The sequence below is a fragment of the Aurantimonas sp. E1-2-R+4 genome, from assembly GCF_036549515.1.
Classification (GTDB): domain Bacteria; phylum Pseudomonadota; class Alphaproteobacteria; order Rhizobiales; family Rhizobiaceae; genus Aurantimonas; species Aurantimonas coralicida_A.
Window position 1 is genome coordinate 1 of the sequence record NZ_JAZHLK010000055.1, and the last position, 25,352, is coordinate 25,352.

Below are 25,352 nucleotides of genomic sequence, written 5' to 3' on the forward strand. Positions count from 1 at the left end.
TTGGCCTGCGCCCTCGGCCACAAAGCCTGCCGTGACAATCGCTCGGTCCTCTACCATCGCGTCCCGCGCCTCTTCGAGGCGCTCGCGCTGGCTCGAGGTGATGGACGCTATGGGCGCCTGCTCAAGACGCTCGGGCGCGTTCAACTGCTCCTGCTCGACGACTGGGGCCTGTCTGTCCTCAACGCGTCCGAACGGCGCGACCTCCTGGAGATCCTCGACGATCGCCATGGTCGCGCATCGACCATCGTCACCAGCCAAATTCCCGTGGAACACTGGCACGACGTCATCGGCGATCCCACCCTCGGTGACGCGATTCTGGATCGCCTCGTTCACAATGCTCACCGCCTTCAACTCGCCGGAGAAAGCATGCGAAAACAGAACGCCCGCACCCACGCTCTTGACGGCGCCTCAAACGCCTGAACAATAACCAAGGTCGGCCGAAGAGACCGCTCATGATCGCGTGAAACACGTGCTCACGATCGCCTGAAATGGCTGCTCACAATCAGCGAAATGCGCACACGTACTCGCGCCGGCCGTGCTTGTTCATCCGCGCCTCCATCAGGCGGCGCAGCGTGGCGAACTCTTCGGGCAGATCCCAGCCCTGGAGAGGTGCCGCCTGNCCGGTGGTCTCATGTGCGCGTGGCGATTTTTGAGGTGTCTCAGCCGGCCTTTCGGGCGCGGCTTTGTGCGAGACGATAGCTGTCGCCATTCATCTCGAGAATATTGACGTGGTGGGTGATGCGGTCGAGCAGCGCGCCGGTCAGACGTTCGGACCCCAAGGTTTGCGTCCATTCGTCAAACGGAAGATTGCTGGTGATCAGGGTGGCACCCCGCTCATATCGTTGCGAGATCAGCTCGAACAGCAGCTCCGCCCCGGTCTTGGAGAGCGGCACGAAGCCCAGTTCGTCTATGATGAGGAGCTGGTAGGCGGCCATCTGCTTCTGGAAGCGGAGCAGACGCCGCTCGTCACGTGCCTCCATCATCTCGCTGACGAGAGCGGCGGCCGTGGTAAAGCCGACGGATAGGCCCTTCTGGCATGCGGCCAGACCGAGGCCGAGCGCAACATGGGTTTTCCCCGTGCCGCTGGGCCCCAGGGCGATCACGTTCTCGCGCCGCTCGATCCACTCGCAACGCGCCAGTTCCAGCACCTGCATCTTGTTGAGCTTCTGGATAGCGGTAAAATCGAAGCTTTCCAGGCTTTTGACGACCGGGAACCTAGCCGCCTTGATGCGGCGCTCGACCTTGCGGCGGTCCCGTTCGATCATCTCCCGTTCGGAAAGCCGGGTCAGATATCCAATGTGATCCACACCTTCGGTGGCGCATTGCCGGGCCAGCTTCTGGTACTCGCGCTGGAAGGTCGGCAGCTTGAGGGTTTTGAGATAGTGGGAAAGCAGGATCTCGGGGGCCTCATTGCTCATGCCACTTCCTCCCCATGCGCACAGAGCAGCCCCATATAGGCCTTTGCCGAGGTCGTTTCGACGTTCGCCTTGGGCAGGTAGGGGTAGATAGACAGATCCAGTCTCGGCGGTCGGCGCTCCACCCGGCACAGCAGCAGATGCTTGACGGCGTCAAAGCCGATCGCTCCGAGTTGCAGGGCCTGCTTCACCGCCGCGTGCAGATCGGCAACCTCGAAGCTTTCCAGCAGGCGAAGAACCTGCACGTACTCGCGCCGGCCGTGCTTGTTCATCCGCGCCTCCATCAGGCGGCGCAGCGTGGCGAACTCTTCGGGCAGATCCCAGCCCTGGAGAGGTGCCGCCTGATCCAGGGCGTTGATCTTCTGCTCGATCAGCGGCAGGTAATGCAGCGGATCGAAGACGACGTCTTCGCGTTCCCAGCTCCGGGGATGACGGGCAATAATCTCGCCGCGGCAGCCGATCACTACCGCGTCGACATAGCCCCGGACCCAGACATCCTGATGGCCATAGGCGACCGGGACCGAATAATCGTTGGTCTTGTAGCGCACAAGCGACTGGGCCGTTACCTTGACGCCGGCCTGATCGCACGCATCGAAAGGCGACGGCGGCAAGGAACGCATGGCCTCCAGATCCCGCTGTAGGCGCGCGCCGATCGTCTCGCTCTCACCCCGCAGCCTGTCGCGCTGACGTTTGCGGCATTGCTCTTCCAGCCAGCTATTGAACGCCTCCCATGTCGCAAACTGGGGGATCGGCACCATGAAGTTGCGTCGGGCGTAGCCAACGAGACCCTCGACGTTGCCCTTGTCGTTGCCTTTGCCGGGACGGCCATAACGGTCCCGGATCAGGTAGTGAGACAGAAACCCACTGAACAGCGTCGCACGCTTGCGCGTGCCGTCTGGCAGAATCTTCGCCACCAGGCAGCGATCATTGTCGTAGACGATCGATTGCGGCACTGCGCCGAAGAAGGCGAACGCATGGATGTGCCCATCCACCCAGGCTTCCGACACCGCCGCCGGATAGGCCCGAACATAACAGCCATCGCTATGCGGCAGGTCGAGCACGAAGAAATGCGCCTTGCGCTCCACCCCGCCGATGACGACCATCGCCTCGCCGAAATCGGCCTGTGCATGCCCTGGCGGATGCGACAGCGGCACGAACACCTCCTGGCGACGCTGCTCTCGCTCGCGCACGTAATCCTTGATGATCGTGTAGCCGCCGGTGAACCCGCACTCGTCACGAAGCCGGTCAAACACCCGCTTGGCCGTATGGCGCTGCTTGCGCGGCACCTTCACGTCCTCGTCAAGCCAGTGATCGATGGTCGAAACAAACCCATCCAGCTTGGGCCGTCGGATCGGTGACTGACGCTGATAGCCGGGCGGCGTCGAATACGACATCATCTTGGCAACGCTGTCGCGCGATATGTTGAAATGCTTTGCCGCCTGACGCCGGCTCATACCTTCCGAGCAAGCCAGACGAACCTTCATATATAAATCCACGGTATAGATCCCCAACCCTCCTGCAATCGTCGCAGAAGAAAAATAGGTGGCCGAATTTTACGCCGCCCGAAGCGGGACTATCCCGCCGCTACCGTGGACTAATTTTGCACCGCCGCTCTCACATTGCGCCCCAAATCTCGCACGAAGCCCGTCGACAACGCCGCCGCCGGCCACCTGTCTTACATGGGCCAAACCAGCAGGATCATCGGAACCGACACGGCGACGACGATGATCTCGAGCGGCAGGCCCATCCGCCAGTAGTCGCCGAACGCATAGCCGCCCGGGCCGAGGATCAGCGTGTTGTTCTTGTGCCCGATAGGGGTCAGGAAGGCGCAGGATGCCGCCACCGCGACCGCCATGAGGAACGGGTCCGGATCGACGCCCAGGCTTTGGGCCATCTGGATGCCGACCGGTGCCGCGACAATGGCCGTGGCGGTGTTGTTCAACACATCGGACAGCGTCATCGTGACGATCATCAGTACGGTGAGGACCGCCCAGGCGGGCCAGCCTGCCGTGAAGTTGATAAGGGCGCCAGCGATCAGCGCGGTGCCACCCGCTTCGTTGAGGGCGGCACCGAGGGGGATCATCGATCCCAAGAGGACGACGACGGGCCATTCCACGTGCTCGTAGAGGTTCGACAGCGTCAGGATCCCGGTCAGCACATAGGCGACCACGACGATACCAAGCGCGACGGGCAGATAGACGAACCCGAAGGACGCCGCTGCCACCGCCGCACCGAAAATCCCGATCGCGAGCCAGACCTTGCCGGAATCGGTCACGGCAAGGCCCCGGTCGGCCAGCGTCAGGACGCCGAGCCAATCGGCGACCGCATCTCCTTCTCCCTCGGGCGTCAGCAGGAGTAGGATATCGCCGGGCCGGATAACGGTCCTGCGCACCTCGTTTGCTATCGCGCGGCCTTCCCGCGAGATGCCGAGGAGCACGGTTCGTTGTCGCCATGCGAGACCGATATCCCGCGCGGTCTTGCCGGCAATGCGCGCACCATCGGGGACCACGACCTCGGTCACCGAAAGGCCGTCTCCGGCGGCGCCGACGCGTTCCTGTTCCTCGCCGTCCGTGAACTCCAGCGAGAGCGCCGCTCGCCACTCGTCGAGCGCCTCGGGGCGGGCTTCCACAACGATGGCGTCGCGCGACCTCAACACCGTGTTCCGCTGTGTGCCGTATTGCCGCTGGCCGTCCCGGATCAGGCCGAGCACTGCGACGTCATTCTTCTCGGCGGTCTCGTAGAGCTCGAAGAGCCGTTGTCCGACAAGGTCGGACTCCTCCGGCACCGACAACTCCGCAGTATAGTCCTTCACGCTCTGGCGCGCCGCGTCGAGCGCCCCCTCGCCCTCGGCCTTCGGGATCAACCGCCAGCCGACCAGAGCCACAAAGATGAGGCCCACCAGCGCGGTGACCCCGCCTACGGGCGCGAAGTCGAACATCCTGAAACTCTCGCCCAGCTCATCCTGCCGGATCGTTGCGATGACGATGTTGGGAGGCGTGCCGATCAGCGTGACCATCCCACCCAGGATCGTGCAGAAAGAAAGCGGCATGAGCGAAAGGCGCGTCTGCCGGCCGGCCTTGCGCGCCGTCTGGATGTCGACCGGCATCAGCAGCGCCAAGGCCGCGACGTTGTTCATGAACGCCGACAGCACGCCGCCGATCCCGCCCATGAAGACGATGTGCGCTCCCAGACTGCGCGACGCATCGACCAGGGTCCGGGTGATCAGGAACACGGCGCCTGATCGAACAAGCCCGGCGGAGACGATCAGGACCAGGGCGACAACCAGTGTGGCGGGATGGCCAAACCCCGCGAAGGCGTCCTTTGTCGGGACGACTTGCAGGACGACACCGGCCATGAGCGCGGAGAATGCGATGAGATCGTAGCGGAACCGCCCCCAGAGCAGCATCGCGAATACGCCGCCAAAGAGGGCAAACAAGATCATCTGGTCGGTGGTCATCACCTTGTTTATAGAATGGGGGAAGGTTCTAGGCCAGCCAGCCTCATTGTGTCCTGAGGCTCCATCTCGATGGGGTTGAGATCGGGCGAGTAATGCGGCACTGCCCGATGAGGCGAGCCTCTTCAAAGCCGTGAAGCTACGAAATGACTGCGTTCACCGGAACGGTTTCGACGAGGACGGAAACGAGCTTGCAGTGTTCACCAAGACTTTTGTTCAAAACACGGCTGAACTGATCAAGGCTTTCGTCGAAAGCATCGAGACCGCCGTACAGCGGCGGTTCAAACGGACCGTCTGCTTCCAGGAAACCATAGACCGCCCGTAAATGGCGGGAATGGGCGCAATTCTGACGGCCGGGAGGTGCTGAAAGGTCGCAGCGGGCGGATCGGTGGCAATAGCGGACACCGGCGCAACCTGCTTATTGGTCTCCCGAGGACATCGGGATCCTTCATGTTCGACCGAGGCGAACGACCTCGCCTCTGACGAGGGCAGCGCGCTGCGTGAACAGGAAGGTCGTCACCCGACGGCAGACTGGCGTCCCTCGCATGTCAGCCTACCAGCTGCGCGGCTGGCCATTTCACTAACCGGGAGCAGATCCTGCCGGACCGGAGGCGCGTGCTTGCAGCTTTTCCATGAGCCAGGGCACGAACAGCGACGCAATCAGCGCTGCGAACAGAACGAAGGTGATTGGCCGGCCGAGGAGATAGTCGATGCGGCCGCCGCTGATCTGGTACGATCGCAGCAGCTCCCCCTCCGCCATACGCCCGAGCAGCAGCCCGATCACCGCGGCGGGGATCGAGTATTCGTAGCGGCGCAGCGCCCAGCCGAGAATGGCGAAGACAAAGAGCGTGGCAGGCCCCGCCATGTTGCCGGTCAGTCCGTAGGCGCCGAAGGCCGACATGGAGAGTACGCCAGGCACGAGATAGCGCAGCGGCACCTTCACGATCACGCTGAGCAGGCGGATCATGAACAGGCCGACGACGAGCAGCAAGACGGCCTGTGCGAGGTTTGCGAGGATCACCGCGTAGACCACGTCGGAGTGCTCGCGCAGGAAGCGCGGTCCGCCGGTGATGTTGTGCATGGTGAAGGCGGCCAGCAGCACGGCCGTCCCACCGCCGCCGGGAATGCCTAGCGCGAAGAGCGCCACCATCGAGCCGCCCTCGGAGCTCGAATTCGCCGATTCCGATGCCGCAACGCCCTGCGGATTGCCCTTGCCGAAACTGTCCGGGTCCTTCGACCGACGCTTGGTCTCGCTGTAGGAGACGAGATTGGCGACCGACGAGCCGACCCCGGGCACCGCGCCGACGATCGTGCCGATCAACCCGCCGCGGAGCAAGATGCCGGGCGACGCGAGGCCCTGGCGCACGCCGTGCAGGAGCCGCTTCAGGCTCACCTCCCGATTCGCCGTACCGCCCTCCACGAGATACTTGCCGCTTCCGATGCCAAACAGCTCGGATGCCGCGAACATGCCGATCATGGCTGGGATCACCGGCACGCCGTCGATCAGGTAGTCGCTGCCCATTGTGCCCCGGAGCACCCCATTCGGGCTCATGCCGATCGTGCCGATCAGCAGCCCCACGACGCCGGCGAGCAGGCTGCGGCCGAAGAACTTGCCGCGCAGCGTAGCGATCAGGGTGAGGCCCCACAGGATCACCACGAACATCTCGGTCGGGCCGAGCTTCAGCACGAGTGTCGACATCGGTCCGATCAGGACGAGAAGCGCGAGATAGCCGATGAAGGTGCCGATGGTCGAGGCGATCAGTGCGATGCCGAGCGCCTCGTTGTGCTTGCCCTGGCGCGCCATCGGGAAGCCGTCGAACGTCGTGGCGACCGCCGACGACGTGCCGGGAATGTTCATGAGGATCGCCGAGACGCCACCACCGAACTGCCCGCCTGTGAAGATGGCGGTCAGGAAGAGCATGGCGCTCAGGAAATCCATGGTCATCGTGGCTGGCAGGAACACCGCCATCGCCATGCTGGTCTGCAGGCCCGGAATGCAGCCGAAGACGAGGCCAATGATCAGTCCGGGAACGACAAGCCCCCAGGGCTGCCAAGACGAGCCGAGGATTGCGAAAGCGTCATACAGGCTTGAAAGGTCGATCATCCCCTAATCCTCAAAGCAGCAGCATGGGCATCGGATAGGGGAGCAGCCACTGGAAGCAGATCGAGACCGCCAGGGCGAAGACGATCGGCAGCCCGATCAGCACCAGCGGATTGCGCACGCCGTCGAGCAGCAGCATCGCGGCCATGAATACCGCCGTGCCGACGTCGAAGCCGAGATAGGGAAGCGAGGCGATATAGCCCGCGAAAAGCAGCATCGTGAGCGGGGTCTTCAGACGCATGACCAGCGGCGCCGCGTCGTCCGCCGAACCGGCCGACCCATCATCGGGCTCCGGACGGGCTCCGGTAAAGATCCCGACCAGGACGAAGACGCACAACACGAAGGCCAGAAGCGAGGCCGGGAGGACGAGAATGAGGTTCTTGACCCTCGTCGACGCGTCCCAACTGTCAGCCAGGTAAAGGCCGGTGATGGTCGCGAAGGCGAGGACGAGGAGCGCGTGGCCCCAGTCGATCCGAGCGAAGTGGGAACGGGCTTGCATCGGCGTACCTGTTGGTCGCGCGGGCGCGATTGGGCGCGGGAGGGTGCGCTTTGGTCGACGGAAAACCGGTGGCGCCCCCGGGTGGGACGCCTCCGCAAAGCCCGTCAGTTGCCCATCAGGTCCTTGTATTTCTTGATGACTTCGTAGTTCCGGTTAACGACCTCAGTGGTCTTTTCCGGGCCGAGCCACTCACCGCCAATGGAGTTCTCCTCGAGGTACTTCTTCACCTCGGGCTTCTCGAGCGTCGCCTTGTACGCGGCGACGAGCTTGCCCCAGCGCTCGGGATATTTCTCCTTGAACTCGGCATCCGTCGCGAGGCCACGGATCGAGCCGCTGACGACCGGCATTTCGAGGCCGATTTCCTTCAGCGCTTCGGCAACGGTCGGCGCATCCCACTCGGGCGCCGGCTCGTCACGGACCACCGCGAGCGGGGTGATCATGTCGCGAATGCCTTCGCTACCCTCGCCGCCGAGGATCGTAAAGTCGACCTGGCCGCCGGCGACCGCCGCACGTGCCGCGCCGCCGCTCTCATAGGTGACGATGTTGAGGTCGGAATCCGTCAGGCCGGCCGCCTCAAGCAGCAGATAGGCCGAGAGCTGTCCCGCCGAGCTCGGCACGACGCTGACGCTCATCTTGCCGGGGTTCTCCTTGATCGCCTCGATCATCTCGGCGAGCGAGTGGATGTCGCGGTCCTTGTTGACGGCGATGATATCCCAGTCCGACCACTGGCNTCTTGCCGGGGTTCTCCTTGATCGCCTCGATCATCTCGGCGAGCGAGTGGATGTCGCGGTCCTTGTTGACGGCGATGATATCCCAGTCCGACCACTGGCCGTTGACGAAGGCGAAGTCCTCGATCGAGTAATTCGCCTCGGTGTGGATGATGCTGTTGGCGAGATAGGGCGAGACTGACGTCGCCAGGATCGTGTAGCCGTCCGCCGGCTGGGCGAGCACGTAGCTCGCGGCGAGTTGGCCGCCGGCGCCGTCGCGGTTCACCACCGAGATCGGCTGCCCGAGTTCCTCGGGCATGAACTGCGCCAAAGCGCGGGCCGTACGGTCGGCGCTACCGCCGACGCCGAAGCCGACGACAAAGGTGATGGGCCGGTCCGGCCAGGCATCCTGTGCCGCCGCCATCGTCGGAATTGCCATGGCGGCGGCGACGAGCCCCGCCGAGAATGTCTGGATCAAGCGTTTCATTGTGTCTCCCTCCCGTGTGTTTCGTCCGGCCGCGTTTTCGGGGCCGGTGTGTGGCGACCTTCTGCCGAGGTAGTGCATGCCTTGAGGTGGCACTGATCGTTGACAATGTTTTCCAGCTCGACCATGGTTGTCAACAACGAACTCTGGCGAGACAATTGATAAAGACCGCCAAACCCATAAGAAGACCATGGAAACGCCCATGAAATGGCGAAAAACTGGCGCAATCCAAGCATTTCGACTAGACCCTCGGCAGGCCGAGTGAATGTGAACGCCGGAGAGATTGTCGACAATGTCGGAGGAATTGTCACCAGTGACTATGCTCGGCGACGAGGCCGACACCACAGGAGCAGCCGGGTGTCGGGATGTCGTGGAGGGCGCTCAGACCCTTGGCGACCGCGTCTACGACCAGCTCCTCGACGCCATCATGACCGGCGAAATTCCGCTCGGCGCCAAGATCGGCGAGAACGATCTGGCACAGCGCTTTGGGGTCAGCCGGGGGCCGCTGCGCGAGGCGATACGGCGCCTGGAAGAGCGTCGCCTCGTCATCCGCACCGCCCATGTCGGCGCGCGCGTCGTCGAGATGTCCGATACGTCGCTTCTGGAGCTGTTCTTCGTGCGCGAGGCCATGGAAGGCATGGCCGCACGGCTGGCCAGCCAGCGCATGAGCGATGCGGAGATCGCCGACCTGGAACGCCTGCTCGACGCGCATGGGGAGAGCGTGGCCGACCGCGAGCACTACGACCAGCGCGACCATGACCTCGATTTCCACTACCGGATCGCCAAGGGCGCGCGGAACGACCTAATCGAGGGGCTACTCTGCCGCGATCTCTACCAGCTCCTGCAGATCTACCGCTATCGCCACAGCGCGGTTCCCGGCCGGGCCCAGCGCGCGCTGCTCGAGCATCGGCGGGTCGCGGCGGCGATCGCCGACCGCGACGGCGATCTCGCGGAAACTCTCATGCGCCGTCACATCGTCGCCGCCCGCAAGATCCTTGAAGGCCTTCTCGCCGGGACGGCCGCCACGGCCGTCCCGCACCCGGAATTGAAATGAATGGAGACAGAAACGTGAAGCGATCCACCGTGCTGCGCCGTCTGATGGAAGAGAATGCGCCTGTGGTAGCCCCCGGAGCCTATGATGGGCTATCGGCGCGCCTCGTCGAGCGGGCGGGCTTTCCAGCCGTCTATGCGAGCGGCGGCGCCATCTCGCGCAGCACGGGCATTCCCGATCTCGGCCTGATGAGCATGTCGGAGATCGTCGCCCGCCTCGAGACAATGGTCGACGCCGTCGGCGTTCCGCTGATCGCTGACGCTGACACGGGCTACGGCAACGCGCTCAACGTCCAGCATGCCGTGCGCGCCTTCCAGCGCGCCGGCGTCGCGGGCTTCCACCTGGAGGATCAGGCGTTCCCCAAGAAATGCGGCCACTACGACGACAAGTCGATCATCCCGCTGAAGGAGATGTCGCAGAAGATCAAGGCGGTGAAGGACGCCAGCGAGGATTCCGACTTCGTGCTCATCGCGCGCACGGACGGGCTCGCGGTCGAGGGCTACGACAAGACGATCGAGCGCTGCCACGCCTATATGGAGGCCGGCGCCGACGTGATCTTCGTCGAGGCGCCGACGAGCGTCGAGCAGATCGAGACGATCGCCAAGGATTTGCCCTATCCCAAGCTGATCAACATGTTCCACAGCGGCAAGACGCCGCTCGTCGCGACGTCCCGCCTCGGCGAATTGGGCTACGCGATCGTCATCATTCCGAGCGACACGCAGCGCGCTGCGATCGGGGCGATGGAGCGGACCCTCAAGGCCATTCGCCGCGACGGCCATTCCGGCTCGATGCAGGAGGAAATGGTCTCGTTCCGCGACCGCGAGGTGATCATCGGCACCGACGCCTACATGGCAAAAGACAAGTCCTATGCCGCCTGACGCTCGCGCGCGTCGGGCGTCGTTTAGGAAGCGCCTTGCGTCGGGCGACTTGATTCTCGCCCCCGGCGCCGACAGCGGCATGGGGGCCTCGCTTGTCGAGCGGGCCGGGCACGAGTGTGTCTACATGACGGGCTCGGGCGTTGCGAACAAGCTGCTCGGCAAGGCCGATGTCGGGCTTCTGTCGCTGACCGAGATGGCGATGATGGTGCGCTTTCTCGTTCAGGCGACGCGGCTGCCCGTCATCGCCGATGCCGATAGCGGCTACGGCAACGCCGTCAATGTCATGCGCACCGTGGAGGAATACGAAGCCGCCGGCGCGACGGGGCTGCATCTGGAGGACCAGGAGGTGCCCAAGCGCTGCGGCTCGATCGCCGGCAAGGAGGTCGTCCCGGCAGAGGAGATGGCGGGGAAGATCCGCGCGGCGCTCAATGCGCGCGGCGACGAGAACCTCGTGCTCATCGCCCGTACCGACGCGCGCGGGCCGCACGGGCTCGACGAGGCGATCCGCCGGGGGCAGCTCTACGCCGCGGCCGGCGCCGACATGATCTTTCCCGACGCGCTACTCTCGGTCGAGGAATACGCCGCTTTCGCCAGGGCGGTGCCGGGGCCCAAGGTGTTCAACATGGGCGGCTACGCCCGGAAGCGCACGACGCCGAAGATCCCACTCGGCCAGGTCGCCGAGCTCGGCTATTGCCTCGTCCTGTTCCCGCTCGCCTCGATCCGCGCCGGTATCCGCAGCGAGCTCGATTTCCTGGTGGGTCTGCGCGAGCGGGGCACCGAGTTCGAGGTCGAGCATCTACGGGAGCTCGAGGGGCACGCCGTCGAGAACTGGTATGAGTTCACCGGAATCTCCGACATCCGGGCGCTCGAGGATCGCTACCTGCCGGCAGCCTCCGTGGCGGCCCGCTACACCAATTCCGCGGGGCACATGCCCGGCGAGGACTGACGAATGGCCTCTCCGAAAGAGCGGCGCCAATAAGAGCGGTCGAAACAGACCGGGAGGAGCCACCCCGATGACGACGAGCCAGGACAGCCTCGAAACCTGCCGCATTGTGGAGATCAACGGCCGCGAGCTGCACTATTACAGCCTCGCAGCGGCCGAGGCGGCCGGCGCCGGACCGGTGACGCGCCTGCCGCGCTCGCTCAAGGTGCTCTGTGAGAATCTTCTCCGGCATGAGGACGGCATCGCCGTTACCAGAGATCACCTGACCCGCTTCAGCGACAGCCTCGACCCGAAAGCGCCGAAGCAGGAGATCTGGTTCAACCCGACCCGCATCCTGATGAATGATTCCGCCGGCATCCCGCTGATGGCCGACATGGCGGCGCTGCGCGGGGCGATGATGCGCAACGGCCACGACCCGGAAGCGGTCAATCCGCAGATCCAGTGCGATCTCGTCGTCGACCATTCGGTGATGGCCGACAAGACCTCAACGCCGCAGTCTTTTGCGGAAAACCTGACGCTGGAGTTCGAGCGCAACGGCGAGCGCTACCGCTTCCTGCGCTGGGCGCAGCAGACCTTCTCGAACTTCCGCGCCGTGCCACCCGGCACCGGCATCTGCCACCAGATCAATCTCGAGGTGCTGTCGCGCTGCGTGTGGACCGCATCGGACGGCAACAGGACGCTGGTCTTCCCCGAGACCCTGCTCGGCACGGACAGCCACACGCCAATGATCAACGCCATCGGCGTGCTGGGCTGGGGCGTCGGCGGCATCGAGGCGGGAGCCGCGATGCTCGGTCAGCCGGTGACGATGATCGTGCCGCCGGTCGTTGGCTGCCGCCTCGACGGCAAGCTGCCGGCCGGCACCAACGCGACGGACCTCGTAATCTCGCTGACGGAGCGGCTGCGCGCGGTCGGCGTGGTCGGCACCTTCGTCGAGTTCTTCGGCGAGGGGCTCGAGGCGCTCACCCTGTCCGATCGAGCGACGATCGCGAACATGGCGCCCGAGTACGGCGCGACGATGGGCTTCTTTCCGATCGACCGCGAGACGATCCGCTATCTCGACAACACGAACCGGGGCGGCGATCATCTCAATCTCGTCGAGACCTATGCGAAGCTTCAGGGGCTCTGGCACGATCCGAATGACGAGCAGCCGGTGTACGATCGCATGGTGGTCGTCGACCTCTCGCAGATCGTGCCCTCGATTGCCGGACCGCGCCGGCCACAGGATCGCGTGAACCTCACCGAGGCCGCCTCCCGCTTCAAGGCGGATGTGCTGCCCGCTCAGCCGGTGCTGCCGGAGGGTGGTGCGCCCGTCGAGGGCCACGACTGGCGGCTCGACCATGGCGCTGTCGTTGTCGCTGCCATCACGAGCTGCACGAATACCTCGAACCCCTACGTGATGCTCGCCGCCGGGTTGCTCGCCCGCAAGGCTATCGAACGCGGCCTGACGATCAAGCCGTGGGTCAAGGCGTCGCTGGCTCCGGGCTCGCGCGTAGTGACCGACTATCTTGAGGCGACGGGTCTGCAGACATCGCTCGATGCACTCGGCTTCAACTGCGTCGGCTATGGCTGCACGACCTGCATGGGCAATTCCGGGCCGCTGTCGCCGGAGATATCCGAGGCGATCCGGCAGCACGACGTCTGCGGCATCGCGGTGCTGTCGGGCAACCGCAATTTCGAGGGTCGCATCCATCCCCTGGCCAAGGCCAACTACATTGCCTCGCCGCCCCTCGTCATCGCCTACGCCATTGCCGGCAATATGAATGTCGACCTCCTGAACGACCCGCTCGGCACCGACGCGGAGGGCCGGGACGTCATGTTTGCCGACATCTGGCCGGCCCCGGGCGAGATCGCGGCGATCGTCGGGGAGGCCCTAACGGCGGAGCGCTTTCGGGCGCGCTACGAGAACCTCTTCGAGGGTGACGAGCGCTGGAAGTCGATTTCCGCCCCTCGCGGCGCGATCTTCGACTGGCCCAAGGAGAGCGACTACATCAAGGAGCCGCCCTTCTTCGAAGATCTGACGCCGTCAATTCCCGGGATCGGCGACATTATAGGCGCGCGGCCCCTCGCCATGCTCGGCGATTCCATCACCACCGACCACATCTCGCCGGTCGGCACGATCACCGCGTCCTCGGCCGCTGGCCAGTATCTTGTCGCACAGGGGATCGACCCGCTCGACTTCAACTCCTTCGCCGCCCGCCGCATCAACCACGAGGTCATGATCCGCGGCGCCTTCGCGAACATCCGGCTGCAGAACGAGATGGCGCCTGAGCGGTTGGGCGGGTGGACGCATTACCAGCCGTCGGACGAACTGATGCCCGTGCACGAGGCGGCCGCCCGGTACCGGCGGGAAGGCGTGCCACTCGTGGTGGTGGCGGGCAGCGACTATGGCTGCGGATCGTCGCGCGACTGGGCCGCGAAGGGGACGCGTCTCCTTGGTGTTCGGGCGATCATCGCGGAAGGCTTCGAGCGCATCCATCGCTCCAACCTGATCGGTATGGGCGTCTTGCCACTGCAGTTCCAGGACGGCGAGACGCTAAAGACGCTGGGGCTCGACGGCACCGAGACCTTTGACGTCAGGGGGCTCGGCGGCGATATCATGCCCGGCATGCCGATCGCCGCAACGGTCAACAGTGTCGACGGCTCGGCCGAGGAGATCACGCTGACCGTCCGGCTCGATACGGCGATCGAGGTTCAATACTACCTGCACGGCGGCATCCTGCATTACGTGCTGCGCAACACGATGGGCCACGCCTGAAGGGAACGAGAAAGATGGGTCGTAGGAACGGATATCGGGGCGTCTTCATGCGCGGCGGCACGAGCAAGGCGATCATCTTCCGGGAAAAGGATATTCCGTCCGACCCGGCAGAGCGCCACGCGATGTTTCTGAAGGTGATGGGCAGCCCGGACCCGGCGAAGCGCCAGCTCGACGGGCTCGGTGGCGGCATGTCCTCGCTTTCGAAAGTGTGCATCGTCGAGTCGTCTTCGCGCGACGACGCCGACGTCGACTATACCTTCGCGCAGATCCCTGTCGCAGGTACCACCGTCGACTACAGCGCCAATTGTGGGAACATGTCCTCCGCCATCGGTCCCTTCGCGGTGGAGGAGGGAATCGTCGCGAGCTGCAACGGCGAAGCGGAAGTGCGGATTTTCAACACCAACACGAAGAAGATCATCGTCAGCCGCTTCGCGGTGGAGGACGGCCGGCCGAAGGTCGAGGGCGACTTCGTCAATCCGGGCGTCGCGGGTACCGGCTCGCCGATCCGGCTCGACTTCATCGAACCCGGCGGGGCTGCGACCGGTCGGCTCCTGCCGACTGGCAGCGTCATCGATACGTTCGAGCATCCGGAACTGCCGGGTCCGGTCAGGGCGTCCGTCATCGACGCAACCAACCTCATCGTATTCGTGCTGGCTCAGGATCTCGGCTGCGACGCCACCGAGACGCCCGACCGGATGGAAGCCGACGCGACGCTCATGCATCGCCTCGAGGTGATACGGCGAATCGCGAGCGCCCGTGCAGGCCTCGCTCCGGACTTCGATGCCGCCGCCAGCATTGAGGGCAATCCGAAGATCGGCATCGTTGGGCCGTCGCGGGACTACATCCAGACTACCGGAGTGGCAGTGGCCGCAGAAGAGTACGACGTGTCCGTGCGCATGCTCTCAATGGGACAGGCGCACCGCGCCATCCCCTTGACGGCCGCTCTTTGCACAGCCGTCGCCGCTCGCGTCGACGGCACGGCGGTTGCCGCGATGGCGCGGGTTCCCGCCTCTGTGGATATGCCCTTGCGGATCGGTCACTCGTCGGGCGTTCTGCCCGCCGTTGCCCGTGTAGGCGCAGAGTTCGACAATACCTGGATCGCGCACAGCGCAGGCGTGTTCCGTACCGCTAAGCGGCTTATGGAGGGCATTATCTACGCCTGAAGCGATTTGAGCCCACGGGGCTGCAGGACAAGCGACAAACTTCGTTCCGTGCCGTGGGGCGGTGCGTCTGCTTCGAAACTGGCAGATGATCTCTTCTACGGCCGGGATGGGCGCGTTGCCGTCCGGCTGCTTAACTGATGAGAACGGGCCAAAAGCGGTCGATGCGCTTCGAGATGAATACCGGCTGGAAGCCGCCGCTCGCCTTTCGCGCAGCGCTACGCCAAATTCCAGTTCAGGTAACGTCCACCCGATCGATCGGAAAGATGCAGATAGTCCGACGTGAAGTCGGCGAACCGCATCAGCTGTTCGAAGCCGTGAATAATTGCGCGTTCGTGCTCGACGGTCGCAAGACCTCTGTCGCGGAGGTTCATCAGAATGTGATTGGTGTGGATAGTGGAAAGACCGAGCAGATCGGCGAGTTCCTCCTGCGTGATCGGCAGCTCGAAAGCACCGTCAGTGACGATACCAACGGCGGCTACCCGCGAGGTATGCCGACACGGTCACTTATGAAGCGGAGCCGACGAACACGATCCCGGCCATATTGGCCGCCCGGATGTCCGCCATCGCCTACTATGGCAACAGTCAGTGCTCGGCGGTGTCATCCGCGCCGGTTCATCCGGCGCCATGCTGACAGTGGCCGTCAGGTGGCTGCCGTTCGGGATGATCCGCCGTTTTCCCGTGTCGGCCATCGGCGCCCGGGGAACGCCCGCCTGTCCAGCCAACGGCAAGAAATCCTTGACCCATTATCGGCATGCTCGAACGTGCAGGGACAAATCGGGGGGCGGCAGTCGAGATATGTCAAATCGGACCATTTTCGGCGTCAAGGCAGATCGCCGCCGGCCACCGCCCGCAAGAAAGCGGAGGTGGCGACCCTCATCCTTTGCAGTGCTTCTCGCCGGGGCATGCATCGTCGCCTTCGCCGCACCCTTCGCGGCGCGGCAGCTTCCGGAGCTTGTCACCTCGTCGCCTGCGGTGCCCACCGCACCGGCAGTCACTACGGCCGCCCCACCAGCACGCCCCCTTCCCGTCTGCTCGGGCGGCAATCGCGCCGCACGCAAATTGACCTGCATTGTCGATGGCGACACCGGTTGGGAGCGCGGGGTAAAATGGCGGGCTCTGGACGTCGACACTCCGGAAATCGGCAAACCCGAATGCGCGGCTGAACGCCGCCTGGGAGAAAAGGCCCGCGACAGGCTCCGCCAATTGATGGGCAGCGGCTACACGATCGAGTGGACTGGCGGCAAAGGCAAATTCGGCCGGGAACTCGCGCGGGTCCGCCTTACCGATGGTCGCGATGCCGGTCAGGTGTTGATCCAGGAGGGCCTGTCGCAGCCTTGGCCGAATGAGGGCAACAAATGGTGCCGGAACTGACCTGAAGTCATCCTTGACGACCTGGGACTTCACTGGGATTCTCCTTGTCGGATGCGGCCGATCTGAAACCGATTCCCCACGAGGATGCCATGCCGCACGTCGATCATTATCTCCGCACGATCATCAAGCTCGCTCTCTCCGAAATCCCGCCCGCGATCCGGGTCGAATGCGCGTCAAAGCGCCCCAGGGTCAACTGGCAGAGTTGGGAGGATGCTCAGGGGAAGATGGCGGACACGATCGCGACCCACGTGCTGCTGCATCTCGACGTTCGGGAACGGGACTGGCGTCGCCATGGTTCGTCGACCAGCAGGCCGATGATATCCACGGAGGTCTGATCCGGGACAATGCTATTCGGTCGGCTTCTTACCCGTCTCTTTCGCCGCTCCCCGAAGGTTCGGCGCGAGGCGACTGTCCTGGTGACGATGCAGGGGGCGCAAGGGGCCTGGATCGAAGCGCGGGAGCGGCGACGGGCGGCGGCGGAGGTTGATGCCGAAGCTGACCGACGCCACTGGAACGCCGTGATGCGTCAGGTCGAGCGGCAAACCGGCTACCGGCATCAGCCCGATACTGCAACGCGGATGATGGGCGGCTAGAGGCCACTCGGCCCCCCAATCGAGCTTTCGAGACTCTTGTCCCGACCTACATGCAAATGCTGCGCGCTCTATCGGGTTGGCTCGACAAGGCACAGAAGCAGATACCGAACGCGGACGCCGAGGCGCTGCTGTCCGCGCGGCTTGCGCCTGACATGTACCCCCTTTGTCGTCCCAGGTTCGCTTTGCCTGTCTACAGGCGCAGGAAGCGACAATCCGGCTCCGGGGGGAACCTCTGCCAGAGACGATGGAGCAACTGGCTCGTGAGGGCAGGAACGCCGGCGAGGAGCCGGAGACACTTTCGGATGCGCAAGCCCGGATCGGTGAAGCTCTGTCGCTGCTGGGAAACCTTGAATCAGACGCGCTCGACGCGGGCGCGGACCGAACCACTACGACCGAAATTCCGGGCGGCATGATCTTCGACATGACCGGCGAGCAATATGCGCGGGACTGGGCGCTGGCCCAATTCTATTTTCATCTGACCACAGCTTACGCCATCCCGCGAAGCCACGGGATCGAGCTCGGGAAAGCGGATTACGTTCCGCACAGGTTCGCGTATCTCCGGCCCGGATCAATGCCGCAGAGCTGATGCGACAACGGATGTGGCGGCTAACGCCGTAGGGAAACCGAGAGAAGCTTGACGGTTTTTCACCCGCTCCCGTTATTGGGGTTGGGGATGCGACGATCCGGGTGCGGACTATCCCCTTCGAGCACGGTAGGTAGGAAAGCGACCATTCAGCTTCCGACCCATGCTGATCATTCAGCCGGCGATGGGCGTTTCCCCAAAGGGTACATTTAGTCCGGGCATCCTACGTCAGCAAATCCGCAGGCCACAGGACGATTTGCGGGACGAACGCCACCAGGATCATCACGACGATGTTGATGACGTAGAAGGGGATGGCGGCGACAGCCAGGCGCTCGAACGGCACTTTCGAGACATAGGCGGTCGCGAACAGGCAGGTTCCGACCGGCGGCGTCGCCAAGCCGATGGCGAGCCCGACGGCCATGAAGATAACGAAGTGCAACGGATCAAACCCGGCCTGCACCGCGGCCGGCAAGAGCACCGGGATGAGCATCAGCGCGGCGGCGACGATATCCATCAGCATGCCGACCACCAGGAAGATGACCCCCATCATCAGCAGGATCGCGCCAGGACTATCGGTCAGCGCGGTGATCGAGCCGGACACCTTGTTGGGCAAGAGATCGATGGTGAAGATGTAGGTGGCGCTGCTCGCCACCATGAGAATGAGCAGGACGGTGCCGGAGGTGCGCGCGGCGCGGATGACGATCGCCGGAACCTCACGGAAGTCGAGGTCGCGATGAACCAGCGCGCCGATGGCGAGCGTGTAGACAACGGCGATGCCGGCGGCCTCGGTCGGCGTCACGATTCCCGAGAACATCCCGGTAAGGATGATCACCGGCGCGCCGAGCGAGGGAACCGCCCGCAGAAGGGCACGGGCCTGCTCACCCACCCTGTATCGGGTTTGCAACCCGTAACCGCGTCGCCGAGAGATATAGTAATTGTAGCAGGCCAGCGACGCAGCGAGCAGCACGCCTGGGCCAAGACCGCCAGCCAGCGCCTTGCCGACCGATTGCCCCGATGCGGCGGCGGCAACGATCACCAGGATGCTTGGCGGGACAAGCGTCGCCAGCGTCGCCGTGATCAGCGTCAACGCAGCCGCGTAGGGCAGCGGATAGCCGCGTGTCGTCATCGAACGGATGGTGATCGGTCCGAGACTGGCGATGTCGGCCACCGACGAGCCGGAGATACCGCCGAAGACGAAGCTCGACAGGATGTTGACGTGGCCAAGGCCGCCGCGAAATCGCCCGACGACGGCATCAGCCGCGGTGAAGATCCGCTCCGACAGGCCGCCGCGCTCCATGATGTTGCCGGCGAGGACGAACAGCGGCACCGCAATCAGCAGGAAGCTGTTGATCGATGTCGCCATGGTCTGGGTGATCATCGACAGCGGCAGGTCGTAGTACCAAAGCGTCGCTGCGGAGCCGAGACCAAGCGCCAGCGACAGCGGAACACCGAGCATCGCCATAAGCATGAACACCAGAAGTATGACCAGGCTCATATGGCTCCCTCGGTCCCTTCGCTGGACGCGGCACCGGCTTTTTCCGGCTCGAGCAACACCGAAACCACCGATCCAAAAATGGCCAGAGCGGCACCCAAGACGACGGGGAGCGTTATCAGCCACATGCCGAGACCCATCGCGGGCGAGGTTTCGCCGAAGCGAATCTGCTGCATCATCAGGCGGTAGCCGTACCAGCCGGCGATGCCGAAGAAGACCGCGGCGCAGAGCGGGGTCAGATAGACAAGCAGCCCACCTAACCGGGGCGGCAGCATCGCCACGAAGAGATCGACCCGCGGATGCTCCGCCTGGCGAAAGCCGGTGGCCATGCCAAGAAATGCCGTCCAGATAAAGAGAAACCGCGACAGCTCCTCGGTCCAGGGCACCGAGTGATTGGCGGTGCGCGAAACGACTTGGAGGCCGATACTGAGCACCATGGCGATCACCGCCAAAAGCAACAGCGCATCAACGATCATCCAGATGTATCTGTCCAGCGTTCGCAGCATGACGCGCCCCCGGCTGCGGCAGGTCGAGCTGAACGACCGCGCATAATAAGTGGCACTCCGGCGCCGAGGCCGGAGCACCCAAGCATCTCTACTGGCTGACGAAATTCAAGCTGGTTTCCATGAACTCCTTACCGATCTTATCCCCAAACTGGGCGTAAATGCCCCGGGCGACCTCCTGGACCTTGGCCTTTTCCTCCGGCGGCAGTTCGTTCACCTGCATGCCGAGCTGTTTGAGCTCCTCGATGATCTTACTCTCCTGAGCGATCTCCTCGGCATCATGCTTCTTGACCATCTCGTCGGCGGCCTCCTGCACGGCGGCGCGCTGTTCCTGCGGGATCTTTTCCCAGGCCGCCTTCGACAGAGCCAGCAGGTAGGAATCGGCGAGATGTTGAGTGATGTTCAGATGCTTCTGGACCTCGTATAGGCGATTGTTGAGGGGCACCTCGACAGGATTCTCCTGGCCGTCGATGACCTTGAGTTGCAGGGCGCTGTAGACTTCCGAGAAGGCCATCGGCGTCGGATTGGCGCCCAAGGCCTGGAAGAGCGCGACGAAGAGTTCGTTGTTGGGCGTGCGCAGTTTCAAGCCCTTGAAATCCTCGGCCTTGGTGATTGGCGTCTCGCGTGTCGTGACATTGCGGAACGTCCGGAGAAAAATACCCAGACCCTTGATATCGAGGCGATCGAGCGACGAGAGCAGGGTCTGACCCGGCTCCCCGCGCAGGTAACCTTGCAACTGATCGTAGTCGGAAAAGAGGTAGGGCAGGCTGATGGCGTTCATGCGCGGCTCGAAGGAGGCATAGACGCTGCTGGCCAGGATCAACCCGTCGAGCGCGCCGCTGCCAAGCTGATTGACCGCCGCGTTCTGGTCCTTGCCGAACAGGACGCCATCGGCGAAGACCTGAAACTCCACCTCGCCGCCGGTTTTTTCCTTGACCAGATCGGCGAAGTCCTTGGCCGCGCGTCCCACCGACGAATCGGCGGGGTCGGCGACCGCCAGCCTGAGCGTCGTCTGCGCATTCGCGGGGGTAACCGTCGCAGTCAGCGCTCCCGTACCGGCCAAGGCGATTGCCTGGGCGCCCAGCGCCAGGACGAAACGCCGGGTCCGCCTGCCTTTGGTGAAGTTCATGATATCCTCCCTGGTTTCGGCCGCCACCTCCCGATCGCGGTCGGTTCGATCCTGAATGCGTCTATCGCCCTTGCTTCCGGCGCAGGAATTCCCGCCACCGCCTGCGAACCGCGGTTCCTTGGCGACCCCCGCTTTTCCCCGGCGGGCCGCGCCACCGCGGCCTACGCCGCGAGTGCCTTTTTCGGTGTCATGGTGCGCTCCATCTCTCTGCGCAGCTCGACGACGTCGAGATCCGCGGAGAGATCGACGTCGCCGTAGCGCACGATCTGATCCTTCCCGACCGACCTGATCAGTGGAACATTATGGGCGAGACCGATCGGCAGCCCGCCGACGGCAAGACTCTTCGCAGCTGGAATGGCATTGGCCCAGACGGCGTAGCCGCCCTCCCCGTCCAGCATATCGCCTGCCGCAAGGTCAGCCTTCGCCGTGGCCACCGCGTCACCGCGGAATTCGCGCGAGGTTCCCGTGGGTTCACCGCGCAGTACCGCCGACAGGACGCTGATGCTGGTCTCCAGGCCGATCATGTGGAAGGGGCGCCACATCGAGCCATACCAACCCGATGGATCGGTCAGGAGGCCGTACTGGCGGAAACAGGCGCGGGCGTATTCGTCATGCGCCTTGAAGGTGACGAAGACGCCATAGCGGATATTGTTGAGCACCTCGCGGCCATCCGGCTCCTGGCTGGCGGCGATATCGACGAGGCCACTGCGCGCCAGTCGCCCGCCCTCGTCGGCGGGACGGAAGACCCGGGCCAAATCCTGCAGGCCGGCAGGGGGAAACGCCAGCCCGTCGTCCGGGCAGTCGAGCCCGGTGCCGTTCGCCACGGCGGCCATCTCGATAGCGGCTTTGGTGCCGTCGGTGAAGGAATTGTACATCTTTGGATTGAAATCGCCCTCAGCGACCTCTTCCTCGCTCCAGCCGAAGAAGCTCCAGACGGTATCCGGTGTGGAATAGCGGTAGCGCGGCTCGAAATTCATCCCCTTACCGGCGGCGGTCAGCTCGAAGCCGCAGGAGCGCACCCAGTCGACGAGTTCGCAGATGATCGCCGGCTGGTCGCCATAGGCCATCGAATAGACGAGCCCCTTGGCCCGTGCCTTGGCCGCGAGGATAGGGCCGCACAAGACATCGGCCTCGACATTCACCATCACCAGATGCTTGCCGTGCTCGATCGCCGCGAGCGCATGTCGCACACCGGCGATCGGATGTCCCGTTGCCTCGATGATGCAGTCGATCTCGCCGAACGCGGTCAGCGCCGCTGCATCGTCAAGAACATGGGTGGCGCCGGTCCGTACCGCTTCGTCCAGGCAGGACGCCGCGTAGCGCTCGGCCGGCCAGCCCACGCGACGCAGCGAGGCCCACGCCTTGCCAACGTCGAGGTCGGCAATGCCGACCACATGCAGGCCCTCGATCCGCTGCGCTTGGGCCAGGACCATCGAGCCGAATTTTCCGGCCCCGATCAGTCCGACCCGAACCGGTCGGTCATTGGCCACGCGTGCCTTGAGCAGGGTCGAAAGATTCACGTCTTATACCTTTCCCAGCGATGGAATTTAGCGCCCGGCGAACAGCTGGCTCCGCCGGCATGCCGGATCATCCATGTGCAAATTCGGAATGCCGTTAGCGCAAGGCTCTGCGGCACTCCCCGGACGGTACGCAGCGCGATCCTGAAGAACAATTCAATTTATCTAGCTGATTATTTAGATTTTCTAATGTATTGCCGGCTTGGTGGCTTCCCTCGCCCAAGCGTCCCGCTCAGCCTTCACCCAGGCAAGGAACGCCTGCACCTGCCGGCGGCGCAGATGGTGATCGGGACAGACCAGCCATTGCGTCACCGCGGCAAGGATCGGAGGTTCGGCGATGGGGGAAACCAGCAATCCCTCCACCAATTCCCTCTGCATCATCAGATCGCTCTCAAGCGCAATTCCGATTCCGGCGACCGCAGCATCGACGGCCATGTGCGATCGGTCGAAGAATATCCGCCGCCAGCCCTCTTTCGGCGTCACCCCAAACTCGCTGAACCAGCGCGACCACTGCATCTGCGACTTGACCGAATGGATCAGGCGATAGTCGGTGATCGTCTCGGGATCGACGCGGCCGGACGACACGTAACCGGGCGCGCACACGGCATAGAACCGTTCCTCCGCGAAGGGCTCCACATGCAGTTCCGGCCAGCGCCCTTCGCCATGCCGGATTTCGATATCGACACTCTCGCGGGAAAAATCGGTCGGCTCGTTGGTGCCGTCCAAGCGGATGTCCACTTCCGGATGCGCGGCGATGAATTTCGTCAGCCGCGGCATCAACCATTTCGTCGCCAGGCTCGGCGTCGCCCGGATCGTCAGGATACGGACCGCCTTGTAGCCGCGAATCTGGTTCGTCGCCTCCGCGATGCGCTCGATCTCCTCTGTGATCGAAGCGAAGTAGCGTTCTCCCGCCTCGGTCAGTTTGACGTGCCGCCCCTCCTTCAACATCAAGGATGTCCCGAGTTGCGTCTCGAGCAGGCGGATTTGCTGACTGACCGCGGATGGCGTCACGCCGAGTTCCTCCGCCGCGCGCGTGATGCTGTTCGACCGGGCGGCGGCGTGAAAGACGTTGATGGCCCGAATTGGCAGATGCATGAGGGTTTCCAAGGATTGGCTGCGGTTTGCCCATCGTTATCCGATGCCGGCGGACAGGTCAGCACCGCACCTTTACCGCACCGTCCGTTGGCGAAGGATGTACAATCGTTGCGCACTTGGACAATTGGAGCTGCTTGCGAAGCACACGACGGCTCCGGGCCGCGAGCGGACTGACAGCTTCTGGCCTTGCGCCTCGTTTAGTTGCCATTCCAAAGCCGCAGGCCCATAAGAATTTGAATGGAACGGTTGCACTACCGCTTGGCCGCCGGCGGTTTAAGGTCGAACCGGTACCCAAACAGCCCGCCGGTCTCGTCATCAGCCAACTTCACCGAGTTTACAAAGTCGTCGAGTGGTAGATCACTTGACGCGTTGGCGCTGTTGAACTCGTCGCTGTTCAGGGTGACGATGTACTGACCTCCGATCTCGTCGGCTACGTCCTTGCCGTAGACAAGAGCCTGGGCGACCTGGCGAGAGTCGACGCCGTCGAACAAATGACTATCATGGACGAGGAGCTGAGGACCCGGCTTAAATCGGTCGAACGCGATCCGTAAGAGCGTGGTGTCGAAGCAGAAGATCTTCATCATATCGATCCCGCCTTTGTTTCCACCACCCTCGATGTCGATTCGGAACTTGGGGCCAGACCGTGACGCCTCGATGATGAGATTTCCGGTGCGGTCGTCGTAGAGCTTTGCGATGGCACGATCCACCAACACGGTCGCTCTTTTTATATTGTCCTCGTCCTTCTCGTAGTTCTGGCGCAGCTTCAACTCCAGCTCGGCGGCTTCGGCTTTCATCTGGGTCTCGTTGTTCTCCAAAGCGGCGGCATGGTGAAGCTTGCTGCGCAGCGTTTCCGCGCGGCTGATGTTCACTCCCAAGGTCTCGCGCAGGCGGATCAGGTCCTCGAACGCTCCCTTGCCGTCGAGTGTCTTCAGGATTTCGGTTCGCTCAGCGGAGCGCTTCGCGAGGTCTGCTGATAATTGGTCCCGGCGTTGCCGCATCTCATCAATCTGATCCCGGAGATAGCCATGACGGTTGGCGGTCACTGATGCTTGGAAAGCCTCCACGTCCTCGAAACGACGCAGCGCAAGGCCCGGCAGCTCGATACCAGCAGCACGATAGAGTGACTCCACGTCCGCATATTCCGGTGGCGCTTCCACATCGAGGGCCTTCTGCATGTATTCGACGGCCGACTCGGCCTCAGCCAGCTCAAAGGTGATTTCGGTGATCCTGTCCTTCAGGCGTGAAGCACGTCCAGCCAGTTCCTTGTAGCTATCATGCACCTGGAACGCGTCGATCTGAGCTCGCAGGATGCGTATTTCACCGCATCGTGAGCACGGATTTCACCGCATCGTGAGCAGAGATTTCGGGGGATCGTGAGCAACGATTTCAGATGATCGTGAGCACCTTTTCGAAGGTGCGGGATGCTTCGGCCGACAACTCAACCGGTCTACGGAATGCCTCGTTCAACCAACGAGGAAGCCTGATGCCAACCCAGAGATTGTCGATTGTAAAATCGCTTGCAAGAATGACCCCCTAAGCGGGGTTTTTCGCATCCAAGAATGACCCCTGCTTTGGTTTGTCACAGTCTCTTCCGGATGGGCTTTTGCTCCGTTTGGAAG

Annotated in this window: 24 protein-coding genes; 10 read left to right on the forward strand and 14 right to left on the reverse strand. The window is 63.6% G+C overall.

Annotated features, from left to right (window positions below):
- On the forward strand, positions 1 to 420 hold a 420-nt coding region (locus VQ045_RS18425; RefSeq protein ID WP_331831145.1), incomplete at its 5' end, for an ATP-binding protein.
- Positions 421 to 659: 239 nt separating this feature from the next.
- Here VQ045_RS18425 and istB read toward each other — a convergent pair.
- The 7 genes from istB to VQ045_RS18460 all read right to left on the reverse strand — a co-directional run bounded on the left by istB (position 660) and on the right by VQ045_RS18460 (position 8,864).
- Positions 660 to 1,418 carry an IS21-like element helper ATPase IstB gene (gene istB / locus VQ045_RS18430; RefSeq protein ID WP_327626166.1) on the reverse strand — a complete coding sequence of 253 codons (759 nt, stop codon included), beginning with the start codon at positions 1,416 to 1,418 and terminating at the stop codon, positions 660 to 662.
- Positions 1,415 to 2,911, reverse strand: a complete 1,497-nt coding sequence (gene istA / locus VQ045_RS18435; protein WP_442879901.1) for an IS21 family transposase — start codon at positions 2,909 to 2,911, stop codon at positions 1,415 to 1,417. Before istA ends, istB begins: the two co-directional genes overlap by 4 nt.
- A gap of 179 nt (positions 2,912 to 3,090) precedes the next feature.
- Positions 3,091 to 4,872, reverse strand: a complete 1,782-nt coding sequence (locus VQ045_RS18440; RefSeq protein ID WP_331831147.1) for an SLC13 family permease — start codon at positions 4,870 to 4,872, stop codon at positions 3,091 to 3,093.
- A gap of 577 nt (positions 4,873 to 5,449) precedes the next feature.
- Positions 5,450 to 6,973 (reverse strand): tripartite tricarboxylate transporter permease, encoded by a 1,524-nt coding sequence (locus VQ045_RS18445; protein ID WP_331831148.1) that lies wholly within the window; start codon positions 6,971 to 6,973, stop codon positions 5,450 to 5,452.
- Between the two features lie 10 nt (positions 6,974 to 6,983).
- On the reverse strand, positions 6,984 to 7,469 hold the full coding sequence (locus VQ045_RS18450; protein WP_331831149.1) for a tripartite tricarboxylate transporter TctB family protein: 486 nt from the start codon (positions 7,467 to 7,469) through the stop codon (positions 6,984 to 6,986).
- Between the two features lie 104 nt (positions 7,470 to 7,573).
- A complete protein-coding gene (locus VQ045_RS18455) occupies positions 7,574 to 8,101 on the reverse strand; it encodes a hypothetical protein (RefSeq protein WP_442879902.1) in 528 nt (175 codons plus the stop codon).
- The gene (locus VQ045_RS18460; RefSeq protein ID WP_442879903.1) at positions 8,043 to 8,864 is read right to left on the reverse strand and encodes a Bug family tripartite tricarboxylate transporter substrate binding protein; all 822 of its coding nucleotides are present in this window, start codon (positions 8,862 to 8,864) and stop codon (positions 8,043 to 8,045) included. Before VQ045_RS18460 ends, VQ045_RS18455 begins: the two co-directional genes overlap by 59 nt.
- A 115-nt stretch (positions 8,865 to 8,979) precedes the next feature.
- On the opposite strand from VQ045_RS18460, the gene VQ045_RS18465 reads away from it, so the two are divergent.
- From VQ045_RS18465 to VQ045_RS18485, 5 genes are all read left to right on the forward strand, one after another.
- Positions 8,980 to 9,714 carry a GntR family transcriptional regulator gene (locus VQ045_RS18465; protein ID WP_331831160.1) on the forward strand — a complete coding sequence of 245 codons (735 nt, stop codon included), beginning with the start codon at positions 8,980 to 8,982 and terminating at the stop codon, positions 9,712 to 9,714.
- Between the two features lie 14 nt (positions 9,715 to 9,728).
- Positions 9,729 to 10,589, forward strand: a complete 861-nt coding sequence (locus VQ045_RS18470; protein ID WP_331831152.1) for an isocitrate lyase/PEP mutase family protein — start codon at positions 9,729 to 9,731, stop codon at positions 10,587 to 10,589.
- Complete coding sequence (locus tag VQ045_RS18475) at positions 10,579 to 11,535, forward strand: isocitrate lyase/PEP mutase family protein (RefSeq protein WP_331831153.1); 957 nt, start codon at positions 10,579 to 10,581, stop codon at positions 11,533 to 11,535. The genes VQ045_RS18470 and VQ045_RS18475 overlap by 11 nt, the downstream gene beginning before the upstream one ends.
- Positions 11,536 to 11,602: 67 nt before the next feature.
- Positions 11,603 to 14,287 carry an aconitate hydratase AcnA gene (acnA, locus tag VQ045_RS18480; protein WP_331831154.1) on the forward strand — a complete coding sequence of 895 codons (2,685 nt, stop codon included), beginning with the start codon at positions 11,603 to 11,605 and terminating at the stop codon, positions 14,285 to 14,287.
- Between the two features lie 14 nt (positions 14,288 to 14,301).
- Positions 14,302 to 15,450, forward strand: a complete 1,149-nt coding sequence (locus tag VQ045_RS18485) for a 2-methylaconitate cis-trans isomerase PrpF family protein (RefSeq protein ID WP_331831155.1) — start codon at positions 14,302 to 14,304, stop codon at positions 15,448 to 15,450.
- Positions 15,451 to 15,665: 215 nt separating this feature from the next.
- On the opposite strand, the gene VQ045_RS22085 is transcribed toward VQ045_RS18485, so the two are convergent.
- On the reverse strand, positions 15,666 to 15,914 hold the full coding sequence (locus tag VQ045_RS22085; RefSeq protein ID WP_442879904.1) for a helix-turn-helix domain-containing protein: 249 nt from the start codon (positions 15,912 to 15,914) through the stop codon (positions 15,666 to 15,668).
- A 421-nt stretch (positions 15,915 to 16,335) separates the two neighbouring features.
- On the opposite strand from VQ045_RS22085, the gene VQ045_RS18490 reads away from it, so the two are divergent.
- From VQ045_RS18490 to VQ045_RS18505, 4 genes are all read left to right on the forward strand, one after another.
- Positions 16,336 to 16,821, forward strand: coding sequence for a thermonuclease family protein (locus tag VQ045_RS18490; RefSeq protein WP_331831156.1), 486 nt, complete (start codon positions 16,336 to 16,338; stop codon positions 16,819 to 16,821).
- Between the two features lie 89 nt (positions 16,822 to 16,910).
- Positions 16,911 to 17,156 (forward strand): hypothetical protein, encoded by a 246-nt coding sequence (locus tag VQ045_RS18495; protein ID WP_327649001.1) that lies wholly within the window; start codon positions 16,911 to 16,913, stop codon positions 17,154 to 17,156.
- A gap of 81 nt (positions 17,157 to 17,237) precedes the next feature.
- Positions 17,238 to 17,414 carry a hypothetical protein gene (locus tag VQ045_RS18500; RefSeq protein WP_331831157.1) on the forward strand — a complete coding sequence of 59 codons (177 nt, stop codon included), beginning with the start codon at positions 17,238 to 17,240 and terminating at the stop codon, positions 17,412 to 17,414.
- 163 nt (positions 17,415 to 17,577) lie between these two features.
- The gene (locus VQ045_RS18505; RefSeq protein WP_327648997.1) at positions 17,578 to 18,000 is read left to right on the forward strand and encodes a DUF1993 family protein; all 423 of its coding nucleotides are present in this window, start codon (positions 17,578 to 17,580) and stop codon (positions 17,998 to 18,000) included.
- A 220-nt stretch (positions 18,001 to 18,220) separates the two neighbouring features.
- On the opposite strand, the gene VQ045_RS18510 is transcribed toward VQ045_RS18505, so the two are convergent.
- The 6 genes from VQ045_RS18510 to VQ045_RS18535 all read right to left on the reverse strand — a co-directional run bounded on the left by VQ045_RS18510 (position 18,221) and on the right by VQ045_RS18535 (position 25,013).
- Positions 18,221 to 19,492 (reverse strand): TRAP transporter large permease, encoded by a 1,272-nt coding sequence (locus VQ045_RS18510; RefSeq protein ID WP_331831158.1) that lies wholly within the window; start codon positions 19,490 to 19,492, stop codon positions 18,221 to 18,223.
- Entirely contained in the window at positions 19,489 to 19,995 is a 507-nt protein-coding gene (locus VQ045_RS18515) for a TRAP transporter small permease (protein WP_327648694.1), read from the reverse strand. The genes VQ045_RS18510 and VQ045_RS18515 overlap by 4 nt, the downstream gene beginning before the upstream one ends.
- A gap of 88 nt (positions 19,996 to 20,083) precedes the next feature.
- Positions 20,084 to 21,121: a DctP family TRAP transporter solute-binding subunit gene (locus VQ045_RS18520; RefSeq protein WP_327648693.1), complete on the reverse strand. Its 1,038-nt coding sequence runs from the start codon at positions 21,119 to 21,121 to the stop codon at positions 20,084 to 20,086.
- 161 nt (positions 21,122 to 21,282) lie between these two features.
- Entirely contained in the window at positions 21,283 to 22,641 is a 1,359-nt protein-coding gene (locus VQ045_RS18525) for an NAD(P)H-dependent oxidoreductase (RefSeq protein WP_327648692.1), read from the reverse strand.
- A 183-nt stretch (positions 22,642 to 22,824) separates the two neighbouring features.
- On the reverse strand, positions 22,825 to 23,733 hold the full coding sequence (locus VQ045_RS18530; protein ID WP_327648691.1) for a LysR substrate-binding domain-containing protein: 909 nt from the start codon (positions 23,731 to 23,733) through the stop codon (positions 22,825 to 22,827).
- A 251-nt stretch (positions 23,734 to 23,984) separates the two neighbouring features.
- On the reverse strand, positions 23,985 to 25,013 hold the full coding sequence (locus VQ045_RS18535; protein ID WP_331831159.1) for an ABC-three component system protein: 1,029 nt from the start codon (positions 25,011 to 25,013) through the stop codon (positions 23,985 to 23,987).
- Positions 25,014 to 25,352: the final 339 nt, after the last annotated feature.